At 73.2% G+C, this 12,448-nt stretch carries 10 protein-coding genes; all 10 read right to left on the bottom strand.

Going from position 1 to position 12,448, the window contains the following annotated elements; translation table 11 throughout:
• Positions 1–166 precede the first annotated feature (166 nt).
• The 10 genes from MRBLMG1_RS17000 to MRBLMG1_RS17050 all read right to left on the bottom strand — a co-directional run bounded on the left by MRBLMG1_RS17000 (position 167) and on the right by MRBLMG1_RS17050 (position 12,340).
• Positions 167–778 (bottom strand): hypothetical protein, encoded by a 612-nt coding sequence (locus tag MRBLMG1_RS17000; RefSeq protein ID WP_367824861.1) that lies wholly within the window; start codon positions 776–778, stop codon positions 167–169.
• Between the two features lie 56 nt (positions 779–834).
• Positions 835–2,085: a type VII secretion-associated serine protease mycosin gene (gene mycP / locus MRBLMG1_RS17005; RefSeq protein WP_367824862.1), complete on the bottom strand. Its 1,251-nt coding sequence runs from the start codon at positions 2,083–2,085 to the stop codon at positions 835–837.
• Between the two features lie 17 nt (positions 2,086–2,102).
• Positions 2,103–3,611 carry a hypothetical protein gene (locus tag MRBLMG1_RS17010; RefSeq protein ID WP_367824863.1) on the bottom strand — a complete coding sequence of 503 codons (1,509 nt, stop codon included), beginning with the start codon at positions 3,609–3,611 and terminating at the stop codon, positions 2,103–2,105.
• Between the two features lie 41 nt (positions 3,612–3,652).
• Positions 3,653–4,132 (bottom strand): hypothetical protein, encoded by a 480-nt coding sequence (locus MRBLMG1_RS17015; protein ID WP_367824864.1) that lies wholly within the window; start codon positions 4,130–4,132, stop codon positions 3,653–3,655.
• A 120-nt stretch (positions 4,133–4,252) separates the two neighbouring features.
• The gene (locus MRBLMG1_RS17020; RefSeq protein ID WP_414721595.1) at positions 4,253–6,580 is read right to left on the bottom strand and encodes a xanthine dehydrogenase family protein molybdopterin-binding subunit; all 2,328 of its coding nucleotides are present in this window, start codon (positions 6,578–6,580) and stop codon (positions 4,253–4,255) included.
• A complete protein-coding gene (locus MRBLMG1_RS17025) occupies positions 6,577–8,241 on the bottom strand; it encodes a (2Fe-2S)-binding protein (protein ID WP_367824865.1) in 1,665 nt (554 codons plus the stop codon). Before MRBLMG1_RS17025 ends, MRBLMG1_RS17020 begins: the two co-directional genes overlap by 4 nt.
• The gene (locus tag MRBLMG1_RS17030) at positions 8,238–9,113 is read right to left on the bottom strand and encodes an FAD binding domain-containing protein (protein ID WP_367824866.1); all 876 of its coding nucleotides are present in this window, start codon (positions 9,111–9,113) and stop codon (positions 8,238–8,240) included. The genes MRBLMG1_RS17025 and MRBLMG1_RS17030 overlap by 4 nt, the downstream gene beginning before the upstream one ends.
• Positions 9,114–9,407: 294 nt before the next feature.
• Positions 9,408–11,081, bottom strand: coding sequence for a beta-N-acetylhexosaminidase (locus MRBLMG1_RS17035; RefSeq protein ID WP_367824867.1), 1,674 nt, complete (start codon positions 11,079–11,081; stop codon positions 9,408–9,410).
• Between the two features lie 381 nt (positions 11,082–11,462).
• Positions 11,463–11,750 carry a DUF3039 domain-containing protein gene (locus tag MRBLMG1_RS17045; RefSeq protein ID WP_367824868.1) on the bottom strand — a complete coding sequence of 96 codons (288 nt, stop codon included), beginning with the start codon at positions 11,748–11,750 and terminating at the stop codon, positions 11,463–11,465.
• Positions 11,751–11,779: 29 nt separating this feature from the next.
• The gene (locus MRBLMG1_RS17050) at positions 11,780–12,340 is read right to left on the bottom strand and encodes a YqgE/AlgH family protein (RefSeq protein WP_367824869.1); all 561 of its coding nucleotides are present in this window, start codon (positions 12,338–12,340) and stop codon (positions 11,780–11,782) included.
• Positions 12,341–12,448: the final 108 nt, after the last annotated feature.

Consider the following 12,448-nt stretch of genomic DNA (forward strand, 5'->3'; position numbering starts at 1 on the left):
GCGATGCCCGTCGACGGGGTGCAGGTCACCGGCGATGCCCGTCGACGGGGTGCAGGTCACCGGCGATGCCCGTCGACGGGGTGCAGGTCACCGGCGATGCCCGTCGACGGGGTGCAGGTCACCGGCGATGCCCGTCGACGGGGTGCAGGTCACCGGCGCGGTCGCCTCACGGCCGCGCCTTCCCCGGCACACCGTCGACCAGCCCCGTGTCCGCACACCCCAGCCGCGCGGCGACATGCCGCGCCGCCGCGTTCGCCAGGGTGATCTGCTCGTCCCTGATCCCCGCGTGATCCGCCTCGTTCTCGTCCGCCCGCTCCAACTCGGCGTCGAGGACGATCTCGTGGGCCGGCGCCGCCAGTCGGCACCTGAAGTAGATCGACGCGAAGAGGTCGGACGAGGACGCCCGCCGGCCGGTGGAGTAGAACGTCGCGAGTTCCTTCACGCCCTCGTTCCCGGGGACGGCGAGGGCCTCCCGGACCGTGATGCTCAGGACGTTCCTCTCGTTCCCCGCCGTCTCCAGCACGCAGAACGGGACGCCCTTCATCCGCTGCTTCCCGCTCTGCGGCGTCCGCGCGGCCTTCCTCAGCTCGCTCACGACCCTGTCGGGCTCGGACCCGCCACTCGTCAGCCGGGCGTCCTTCCCCGCGATCGCGCCGAGCGCCGAAGCCTCGACGGGCTCCGCCGCGAATCCACCGCAGACCTCGGAGACCGACTGCCCGTGGGCCGCCTCCTCGTCACTCCCGGAGGAACACGCCGTCACGGTCAGGCCGAGCGCCACAAGCCCAGCCCAGACGCCCCGTGCGCGGATCGCCGCCCCGTGGCCATTCCGTCCGCTCATCCCCGCCGCGACCGCAGTACGGGCACCGCGACAGCGGCACCGATCAGTACGGCCGCACCGATACCGAGGCCGATCCACAGGCCGGTGTTCCCGCCTTCCTCACTCGCGACGGGGCCGGGCGCCGGCGCCGCGGACGACTCCGCCGGAGCCGGGTCCGCAGAAGGCAGGTCGCCGATCTCGGACGGCGTCGCCGTCGCGCTCGGCGCCGCCTCGGTCAGGTCGTCGATGGGCCGCACGTCGGCCGGGCCGGGGTCTCCGGGCGTCTTCAGCGTCCGGAGGGGGCGCAGCGCGCCGAAACCGACGTAGTCGCTGCGCTTCTCGCCGCCGGTGGGCGCGGCGATGGTGTTCAGCATGACCTTCAGGACCTGGTTGTTGGTCCACTCCGGGTGCTTCGACCAGAGCAGCGCGGCGGAGGCGGAGGCGAGTGCGGTGGCGTCACTGGTACCGCTGGACTTGCAGAGGCCGGTTCCGCCGCCGCAGGCGTGCACGGTGTCCTTGCCCGGGGCGACGACGTCCACCTGGTCGCCGTACTGGGACATGGGGATGCGCTTGCCCTTGTTGTCGACGGCGCCGACACCGACAGCGCCGGGGGTCGCGCCCGGGTACGCGGTCAGATTGCTCTTCTCGCCGCTGTTCCCGACGGCGGCGAAGACGAGAGAGCCCTTGCCCAGCGCGTACTTCACCGCGTCGGTGAGTGCCTGCGAGCCCGTGGTGGCTCCCAGGGAGAGGTTGATGACCTGAGCACCGGAGTCGGCCGCGTACCTGATCGCCTGGGGGACGACGCGGTTGAACTGCTCGTCGCTCTCCGCCATGTTGCCGTTGTCGTCGTCCCGGAGTCCGGGAACACGTACCGGAAGGATCTTGGCGCCCGGCGCCAGACCATAGGCGCCGTTCCCGCCGTCTCGCGCCCCGGTACCGGCGATCAGGCCGGCCATCCCCGTGCCGTGACCGTCGTAGTCGGTGAACTGGTCGCCCGAGACCTCCGGCGCGAAGTCCTTGCCCTGGAGCACCTGGCCCCGAAGGTCCGGATTGCTCTTCTCCACCCCGGTGTCGATGACCGCGACGGTGACACCCTTGCCCGTGCTGAGCTGCCAGATCTCCTCGGCACCGAAGGCGTCCAGGTGCCACTGCCGGTCCCGGATGCCCTCCGCGTGGGCGGGAACGGAAGCGATGCCCACCAGCAGCATCCCCAAGGCGGCCGAGGCGGTGACTCGGGCACGGCTCCGACGAATACTGCTGGTACGCATCTGCTTCCTCGCGCTGATCAGTCGATGACGGGCGGGGCCACGCGGCGGTTGCCCTGCTGCCAGGTCTCCTCGTCCTCGACCAGGTAGTCGGGACGTTCTCCGTTCTGCTCCTCGCGGTCGCCGGTCTGCGGGGTGGCGCCCCGCACGAGGCCGGAGCCGCCCTGGGTGAAGGGACGGGCGCCACCGGCACCACCGGCACGCTGTGCCTTGCCGCCGACGACGCCGCCGGTCTCGCCGGCGAGGCGGCGGCCGCCGCTGATGCCGTTCTGGCCGGCCGCGCCGCCCATGGGGCCGCCCATGCCGTGGCCGCCGCCCATGGGGCCGCGGCCCATGCCGGTTCCGTTGCGCCCGCCGGGCTCGTTGCCGATCACGGTGCCGCGCGGGATGCCGGTCGCCGGGCGGCCCGTGGTGTGGGGGACCTGACGGCCACCGCTGATGCCCTCGCGGGGCATGCCGAGGCCGGAGCGGAGGCCGCCGGTCGCCGGGTTGCGGGGGTTGCCGGTGCCTCCGGTGATGGGCGAGGTGGGACCCAACGGTCCGGGGCCGCCCCTCGGGGTGAGCGGAGGGATGCCCGTGGTCGTGACGAACGGCGGCGTGACCGCGTCCGGCTTGGCGATCGGCGGCTGACCGACCGGGTTCGGCGTCTGCGGTCCGGTCGTGGTCGGCGTCGGCAGGGTCTCCACGCTGTCGATGCCGAGGTCCACCGGGACGTCGGGGCGCACCTCCGGCCGGATGACATGCGTCGGCCCGGTCGAATCCCCGGTGGGCGTGACGACGTTCGAGTCGGGCGTGGTGCGCGTGTCCGGCTGCGACCGGGTGTTCTGCGTCGTGCCCGAGTCCGAGCCCGTGGAGCGGCTGTCGCTCTGGGGGTAGGAGCCGATGTACTCGGAATCGCCCCCGTAGCGGTTCTTGGCGTCCGGAACGAACGCCCCCGGCGGCGGCGGGAACGTCGGCGGCTGCATGCCGGACATCTGCGTGCTGGACCACTGGTACGTGGCGGAGAGGCGCTCCATCTCGGCCGCGGCGGCCTGCTGGTTGGCGCGCTGCTTGCCCTCGATGGTCGCGAGTTCCTCGCTGGCCGTCCTCGCCTCGCGGGCGATCGTCTGCGAGTCCGGATCGTTGTGGTACTTGATCGCGGCTTCCAGGTTGGCCTTGGCGCTCTCGTACGAGACGTACCGGGGGATGGCGCTGGCGGCGGCGGCGATGGCCGCGGCGTTGCCTTCCATCCAGTACGCGCCGTCGGTGCTGTACGTGCCGAGGTCGGAGGTGGACGTGGCCACCGAGAGGGTCCACTCGGAGAACGCCTTCTCCGCCTCACCCTCCCAGTCCATCTCCTTCATGCGCGTGACGAGTCGATCGGCGATCTCGGTGAGCCGCGTGCCGGTCGAGCGCAGCACGCCGGCCGCGTCGCCGACGTAGAAGGTGCTGGCCTCGTTCAGCCACTCCAGCATCTGCTGGTGGCTCATGTCGCGGAAATTGGTTCCGCCGACGCCTCCGCCGCCGTCACCGCCGTCTGCCGGAATCATCTTTCGCCTCTTCCCCGTGTCCCCGATGTGTCGGCCGCGCCTTACTGGAAGGTGCCGCCGCCTGACGTGCCCTCGCTGCCGTCGGCCGGCGGGTTGCCCTGGTTCGTCTTCTGCTGCTCGGACTTGTCGTGCGCGTCCTTGGTGCGGTCGTAGATGCCGCGCATCTTCAGCTTGATGTCCTCGTCCATCGTCTCGATGCCGTCCTGGGAGGCGACGACCGCGATGCCGAGCCCTTCCAGACAGTCCTTGAGGAGCTTGGACAGGTCCACGAGGCTCTGGCGCACCTTGGAGTACGAGGCGTAGGCGCTCTGCGCCTCGGCCCAGGCGGCGCCGCCACCACCGAACTTGCTCCGGTCGACCGCGGACACGGTGCCGTTCGGATCGGCCGTCACCTTCATCGTGTCGTCGAGCGAGTCGATGAGCTTGTCGACATCGATCTTGAACTCGTTGATCGAATCGGCGCTGTACTTGACGGCCTGCGTCCGCATCCCGGCCGCCAGACCATCCATCGGAGCTTGCATGCCCGCGTCCCTCCCCCGTGTGAACACCTGTGCCGTTACTGCCGAGTCTAGAAGTTCACTGTAGCCAGGAACGACGACAGTGCGCATCTCCCGGTTGCACAAGCAACGGATATCGGACGGTCACGAATTGGGCACGGCGACGGCGGCCTGGGGGCGGATGGGGAGGCGGTTGACGGGGCGGCCGGTTGCGGCGCGTACGGCTGAGGCGACTGCGGCGGGTGAGGTGACGACGGGGATGGCGCTGGCGGCTTTGGCGCCGAAGGGGGCGACGACGTCGCGTTCTTCGACGAGTTTCACGATGCGAATGTCCGGGGCGTCCAGGGATGTCGGGAGTGCGTAGCCGGTGAAGTCGGGGTGGCGGACGATGCCGCGGGCGGTGCGGAGGTTCTCGGTGAGGGCCGCGCCGACGCCCTGGGTGACGCCGGCTTCGATGCGTACGGCGAGCTGGGCGGGGTTGAGGATGCGGCCGACGTCCTGGGCGACGGCCATCTCCACGACGCGTACGGCGCCGAGTTCGATGTCGACGTCGACGACGGCGCGGATCGCGCAGAAGGCGAGGCCGACGAAGGCGTCGCCCTGGCCGGCGTCGTCGAGGGGCTCGGTGGGGTGGGGGCGGCACTGGGCGGTGGCCCAGAGTTCCTTGCCGTCCAGGGCCTCGGTGACGGTCGTCGAGAGGACGCCGTCGTAGGAGGTGATCTTGCCGTCGGTGATCTGGAGGAGCTCGGTCGACATGCCGAACTTGTGGGCCAGCGGCTGGAGGAGCTGGGTGCGGACCATCTTGGCGGCCCGCTCCACGGCGCCGCCGGAGACCCAGGTGTGGCGGCCGTGGGCGGCGGGGCCGGCCGGCGGCTGGTCGGTGTCGACAGGGGCGACGTGGACCTCGTCGATGCCGAGGGTCTCCTGGACGATCTGGCGGGCGAGGGTGGAGAAGCCCGAACCCGTGTCGACGGCCGAGCAGATGACGGTGGCGACCCCGTCCATGACGCGCACGGTCGCGGTGGAGACCTCGTCGGTGCCCTCCGCGCCCAGCATGTGCACCATGCCGAGGGCGTAGCCCACGCCCCGTCGCACCGCGCCGGGTTCACCCGCGCCCTCGGGGCCGCCGGGCAGCAGCCAGTCGCCCTCGGGGGTGTCCTTGGGCAGCGCGGGGAGCGGGAAGTCGCGTACGGCGGCGAGGAGTTCGGCCACGGGGGCCGGGCAGGTGACGGTCTGACCGGTGGGCAGGATGTCGCCGGTCGCGATGACGTTCCGCATGCGCAGCTCGGCCGGGTCCACGCCCAGTTTGGCCGCGAGTTTGTCCATCTGGGCCTCGTAGGCGGCGCACACCTGCATCGCGCCCTCGCCGCGGACGTGGCCGGACGGCGGGTTGTTGGTGCGGACCGCCCAGCCCTCGACGAAGGCGTGCGGGACGACGTACGGGCCGCAGGCGAAGGCGACGGCCGCCGCGAGCGACTCGGACGACGAGTCGGCGTACGCGCCCGCGTCGAGCAGGATCTGCGCCTCCACCTTCACCAGGCGTCCCTCGGCGTCCGCGTGGTGCCGGTAGCGCAGCAGGGTGGGGTGGCGGTGGGCGTGGCCGAGGAAGGACTCCTCGCGCGTGGCGGTGAGTTTGACCGGGCAGCCGGTTCGCAGGGCGAGCAGGCCCAGCGGGATCTGGAAGCCCGGGTCCTCGCGGTCGCCGGTGGCGCCGGGGACGCCGGTGACGACCAGCTTGACCTGCTCGGGCGGCAGCCCGAAGCAGGCGGCGGCCAGGTCGCGGTCGGTGTGCGGGTCGGTCGAGGCGGTGTAGAGCTCGACGCCTCCGTCGGGGCGGGGCACGGCGAGGCCGGCCTCGGCGCCGATCGGTGCCGGGTCCTGGCGTCCGATCCGGTACAGGCCCTCGACGACGACCTCGCCGGTGGCGTCGGGGTCGCCGAAGCGCAGCGGGATGTGCCGGATGAGGTTCCCGTCGGGGTGCAGCGCGTCCGCCGCGAACGCCTTCTCGGGGTCGGTCACCGGGTCGAGGACCTCGTACTCGACGCTGATCGCGGCGGCCGCGAGCCGGGCCGTGTCGGGGTGGTCGGCGGCGACGGCGGCGATGGCCTCGCCGTGGTGCCGGACGAGGTCGGAGGCGAAGACGGGCCGGTCGGCGACCCGCCGGCCGTAGGTCGCCGCGCCGGGCACGTCGGCGGCCGTGACGACGGCCCGTACGCCCGGCATGGCGGCGGCGGCCGTGGTGTCGACGGAGACGATCCGCGCGTGCGGGTGCGGGGACCGCAGGATCGCCGCCCAGAGCAGGCCTTCGGCCCACAGGTCGGAGGCGTACGGGAAGGTGCCCTCGGTCTTCGCGCGTGCCTCGGCCTGCGGGAGCGAGGTGCCGAGGCCGTGCGCGGCCGGCTCCTGGGCCGGGGCCCCGGGAGCGTCCAGGACCGGGAGCGTGGGGATCGCGGTGGTCCCGTCGCTGCTCACGCCATGCCTCCGTCGTGCGGGTGGGGGATCTGGTGCGGGACGCGGATCTCGTCCGAGGTGTCGGCCGCGGTGGCCGCGGCGCTCGCCTCGCGCTCGGCGACGACGTCCCGTACGGCTTCGAGCACGCCCCGGTAGCCGGAGCAGCGGCACAGGTTGCCGGCGAGGGCCTGGCGCGTCTCCAGCTCCGTGGGGGCGTGGTTGCCCTCCAGGAGGTCATGCACGGTCATGCACATGCCGGGGATGCAGAAGCCGCACTGGACCGTGCCGCACCGGGACATCGCGCGCTGCACGTCGGACGGCTCGCCGTCGACCGCGAGGCCTTCGACGGTCCGCACCTCGCTCCCGGCGGCGGTCGCCGCGGGCACCAGGCACGAGGCGACCAGCCGGCCGTCGACCTGCACGTTGCACGCGCCGCACTCGCCCTGCGAGCAGCCGTCCTTCGCCCCGGCCAGGCCGAGCCGCTCGCGCAGCACGTAGAGGAGGGACTCGCCGATCCACGACCCGGTGACGGGCCGGTCGGCGCCGTTGACCCGGAGGGTGTACGAGGTGTGGGGGTGCTCGTCGCTGTCCGTGGACGCGTAGGCGCTCGGAACGGGGACGGAAACGGGAGCGGGAGCGGAGGCCGGGGTGAATGCCGCGGCCGGGCCGCCACCGTGCTCGTCGGAGGCGGCGGACGCGCCGGATGCGCCGGATGCGTCAAGTGCGGCGGCCTCGTCGGGTACGTCGGCCCCGTCGGGTCCGGCCGTGCCGCCGGCCCCGTCCGGAGCGTCCGGGATACCCGGGGTGCCCGGGGCGTCGGAATCGCCGGCCTGAGCCTCGTCGCGGGCCTCGTCCTGAGGCGCCGACTCCGCGGCGGCCGTGCCCTCCGCGTCCTCGGTGCCGTCCTCGACCTCGGCCTCGGGCTCGTCGGCAGCGGTCGCCGCCGCCGGCTGCTCCGGAAGCGCCCAGGGCGCCGGGGCGCCGCCGGGAAGGGTCGCCGGTGCCTCGGCGTACGAAGCGGCCGAGGCGGCCCCGGTGTGCTCGGCCGCCGCAGCCGCCTCCGGCACGACGGGGATCTCCCACTGGCCCGTGGAGCCGGAGTCGGCGGCGGGCGCGCCGACCTCGCCGAAGCGCCACTCGGCCGTCGCGTGCGGGTCCTGGTCGGCGTACTCGGCGTACTCGGCGTGACCGATCTGCCCGCCGTGCCCGCCGTGCTCGCCCTGGCCGTCGTACCGGCCCTGGCCGCCGAACTCGCCCTGCCCGCCGTACTCGCCCTGGCCGCCGTACTCGGGCCGTCCGTCGTACTCGACCGACGCGGGGTACTCGACCGGCCCGGCGTACTGGTCGGGGCCCGCGTACTCCGGCTGCCCGTCGTAGCCCGGCCGTCCCGGGTACTCGGGCCGGTCGAAGTACTGGGTCTGCTCGGCCTCGGTCGGGAGGTGCACGTTCCAGGTGCCGGTGGCGGCCGGGTCGGTGGCGGCCGGGGTGAGCGGCTGGAGCGGGGTGATCATCGGCGGTACGTAGCCGTGGCCGGGCGCTTCCAGGGGGACGCCGTCGAGCATGAAGTCGGGGGGCAGTTGGACGAACGCGGTGGCGTCGCCGTCGTACCCCTCGCTCTGCGGGATCGGCTCCCAGCCGCCCGGGTAGCCGCCCTGGCCCGTGGTGTGGTCGTCGGTGCTCACGACAGTGCCCTCCCCAGAGCGCGTCGGGCCAGCGCGGCGACGGTGCGCCGCAGGTGCAGTACGCCGGGGGCCGGCTGTTCGTCGCCCGGCGGGTCAGGGATGCAGGCGGCGGCGACGTACTCGCCGAAGGCCGCCAGTGCCTCGGGGGCGAGGCCCCGGTCGTTGTCCCAGTCGACGAGGGAGGCGATCCAGCGTTCGGCCTCCAGCGGGCGCAGCGGCATCGGGGCGACGGCGCCGACCGCGCAGCGCACGCCGCGCCGGGCCGGGTCGAGGACGACGGCGACGGAGGCGGTGGCGCGGGCCGGGCCGGTGCGGCCGGTGGCCTTGACGAAGACCTGGGGTGCGTGGAGCAGGGGGACGCGGACGAAGGCGACGAGTTCGCCGGGGGCGAGGAGGTCGCGGCCCGCGAGCAGGTGGGAGACGGGGATCTCGCGGCTGCCGAGCGGCCCGAGGACGACGAGGTCGGCCTCCAGGGCGGCGAGGACGGGCAGCGAGTCGCCGGTGGGCGCGGCGGTGACGACGTTGCCGCCGAGGGTGCCCGCGTTGCGGATCTGGGGCGGTCCGGCGGCGCGGGAGGCGGCGGCGAGGGCCGGGATGAGGGCGGCGAAGTCGGGGCGGCCCATCCGGGCGTGGGTGAGGCCGGCGCCGAGGAGGGCGTGGCCGTCCTGGTACTGCCAGCCGCGGATCTCGTTGATGCGGCCGAGGCCGACGAGGCCGGCGGGGCGGAGCTGCCCCCGGTTCACGGCGGCCATCAGGTCGGTGCCACCGGCGACGGGCACGGCGGCCGGCATGGCCGTGAGCGCTGCCACGGCCTCGTCGAGCGAGGCGGGCAGCGTCACGGACTGCGCCGTCTGTGGTGCGTGCGTGGTCAACCCGCTGCCCCTTCCCGGTGTCCCGGTGGTCCCCGACTGTGCCCGGCCGTCGCGCCTGCTGTCACGTCTGCTGTCGCGCCTGCGTGTGGGCGTACCGTACGTGCTCACACGCCGGACGTGGCAACTCTGGCACATCTTCCGAGCCGTCCGGCGCGAGGGTCCGCGAAGGACTGTTCCGTCCCGGACGCCCCTGGAGCGACGGTAACTTCCGTTTCGCCGCTCTTGGGTGACGGGGGGACGTCGCGTCTCTCACACGTTCGACGTCAGGGCTCCCCGGCGTCGACGGCGGGGCCCTCACACGTTCGGGGGCGCCCCCTCGATCGGGCGGCCGAGGATGCCGGGGCGCTGCTGCCAGGGGCGGGGGCCGGCGGGCGGGCGGTAGTCGACGCCGAGGGCGTCGAGGCGCCGGTAGTGGGTGCTCATGCGGCGCTCGAAGCCGGCGTAGTCGCGTGCGTCCGGCGCGGGGAGCGCGGACCAGGCGACCTCGGCGAAGGCGGCGAGGCGGGGGAAGACCTGGTAGTCGACGCGGGCGCGGTTCTCCATCACCTCGGTCCAGACGTTGGCCTGGGTTCCCAGGATGTGGGCGGCGGCTTCCGGGGGCAGGCCGGGCGGGACGGGCTCGAACCGGTAGACGTCCTCCAGGGTGCGGACGAATCCGATGGGCACCGGTTCGTCCTCGCCGGGTGCCTGCCGGTGGTCGAGGTAGACCTGCTGTTCCGGGCACATGACGACGTCGTGGCCCGCGGTGGCGGCGGCGATGCCGCCGCCGTAGCCGCGCCAGGACGAGACGGCCGCGCCGGGCGCGAGGCCGCCCTCCAGGATCTCGTCCCAGCCGATGAGACGCCGTCCGCGGTCGGCGAGCCAGCGGTCGAAGTGGCGGATGAACCAGGACTGGAGCGCGTCCTCGTCGGCGAGGCCGAGTTCTCTGATGCGGGCCTGGGCGGCCGGGGAGGCCTTCCACTGGTCCTTGGGGCACTCGTCGCCGCCGACGTGGACGAAGGTGGACGGGAAGAGGTCGAGGACCTCCTCGAAGACGCCCTCGTAGAAGCGCAGGACGGTCTCGGTGGGGGCGAGGACGTTCGGGTTGACGCCCCAGGTGTCCCAGACGGTGAGGGCGGCGGTGTCGACGACGTCGGTGTTGCCGAGTTCGGGGTAGGCGGAGATCGCGGCCTGCGAGTGGCCGGGGAGGTCGATCTCGGGGATGACGGTGATGTGGCGTTCGGCGGCGTACGCGACGATCTCGCGTATGTCGTCCTGGGTGTAGAAGCCGCCGTACGGGGTCTCGGTCCACAGGGGTGAGGCCCGGTGTCCCCACTTGGTGCGGGAGCGCCAGGAACCGGCCTCGGTGAGCCGGGGGTGGCGCTTGATCTCGATGCGCCAGCCCTGGTCGTCGGTGAGGTGGAAGTGGAGGACGTTGAGCTTGTGGGCGGCGAGCAGGTCGAGGTGGCGCAGGACGTCGTCCTTGGGCGTGAAGTGCCGGGAGACGTCGAGGAGGAGGCCGCGCCAGCCGAAGCGGGGGGCGTCCTCGATCGTCGTGTACGGCAGCTCCCAGTCGCCGTCCTTCCGTACGGGCGCCTTGCGGTACGCGTCGGGGCCGAGGAGCTGGCGGAGGGTCTGGGCGGCCCAGAAGACGCCGGCGGGGCCGCCTCCCTCGACGAGGACGGCGGAGTCCGCGGTCTCGGTGGAGAGGCGGTAGCCCTCGGGGCCGTACCTCCGCTCCACCTCCTCGCTGATCCGCAGCCGGATCGCGTGCGGGCCGGTGCCGTCGGCGAGCGGCAGTCCGGTGGCGGGGCCCAGTGCGGACCGCAGCCAGCGCGCGGTCGTCCCGGTGCCGGGGCCGGCGTCGAGGGTGGTCCGCTCGTCGAGCGCGAAGTACCCGGGGGCGGTGCCCCGGTGACCGGTCGACAGGGGCGCCGGGATGAGGTCGTGGTCCGGGACGAGGTCGTGGTCGGGGGTGTCCGAGGTCATCGCGTCAGTCCTTCACCGCCCCGCCGGGGCCGGAGACCAGGCGGCGCTGTACGAGTACGAAGAGGACGAGCACCGGGATCGTCGTCACGGCCGCGCCGTGCACCTTCATGACGGCTCCCCTCCGGAAGTGCGTGTTGCAGTATGCGCAATGGGCGTTTCGTGCTGCACAACACGCGTGAGGTTAGGCGCGGCTCCGGCGGGCCGACAAGAGGTCTCGACCACCTCAACCACTCCGTGACCGGCGAAAGCACCCCGCGCAACGGCCGCCCGCCGCCCCGGCCGCAGGGAACCGGGGGAAAGGGAACCGGGGGAAACGGAACGGCCCCCGCTGTACGTACCGAAGTACGTACAGCGGGGGCCGTCCCCGGCGTCAGGACCCGCTTACTTGTCCTTGCCGCCCTTGTCCTTGTCGCCACCAGCGGCGCCCATGGAGTCGTAGATCTCCTTGCACATGGGGCAGACCGGGTACTTCTTGGGGTCGCGCCCCGGTACCCAGACCTTCCCGCACAGCGCGACGACGGGGGTGCCGTCGAGGGCGCTCGCCATGATCTTGTCCTTCTGGACGTAATGGGCGTAGCGCTCGTGGTCGCCGTCACCGTGGGACACCTGCGGCGTCGGCTCGACGAGGGTCCCCGTACCTGCCCCGCGCTCGGGCTCGAGAGTGCTCATAACCGCCAAGGGTACTGAAAGCCGGGGGTTCAGTTGAGGGACGGGTCGTCCGGGTAGGTCGCGATCATCGCGAGTTCGCCGCGCTGGCGGCGCAGCACCTGGCGCCAGAGGCTCTCGGGGTGCGGCGAGGAGACGTCGCCGGGTTCGGACTCGACCACGTACCAGGCTCCGTCGCCGAGCTCGGTCTCCAGCTGGCCGGGGCCCCAGCCCGCGTATCCGGCGAAGATCCGGAGCGAGCCGAGCGCCGGGCCGAGCAGCTCGGGCGGGGTCTCCAGGTCGACCAGGCCGATCGCCCCGTACACCCGCCGCCAGCCGAGGGGGCCCTCGTCGCCGGGGATGACGGCGACGCCGAGGGCGGCGTCGAGGGAGACGGGGCCGCCCTGGAAGACGACGCCGGGTTCGCCGGCGAGCCCCGCCCACGGGGCGAGGATGTCCGAGACGGTGATGGGGGTCGGCCGGTTGAGGACGACGCCGAGCGAGCCCTCGTCGTCGTGATCGAGCAGCAGGACCACCGCGCGGTCGAAGTTCGGGTCCGCCAGCGCGGGGGTGGCCACGAGTAGCCGTCCTGTGAGCGAGGACACCTCGGTCATGCGACACATGATCCCGCATGTTCGGCGTTCGCGGGGGTTGTCGGACGGCATGCGGGGAAGGCGGCGGGGGTCGCGGTCCTGAGCCGCAGGTCGGACGGGAGGGTGCGA

It is taken from the genome of Streptomyces sp. LMG1-1-1.1, from assembly GCF_040815545.1.
GTDB lineage: Bacteria > Actinomycetota > Actinomycetes > Streptomycetales > Streptomycetaceae > Streptomyces.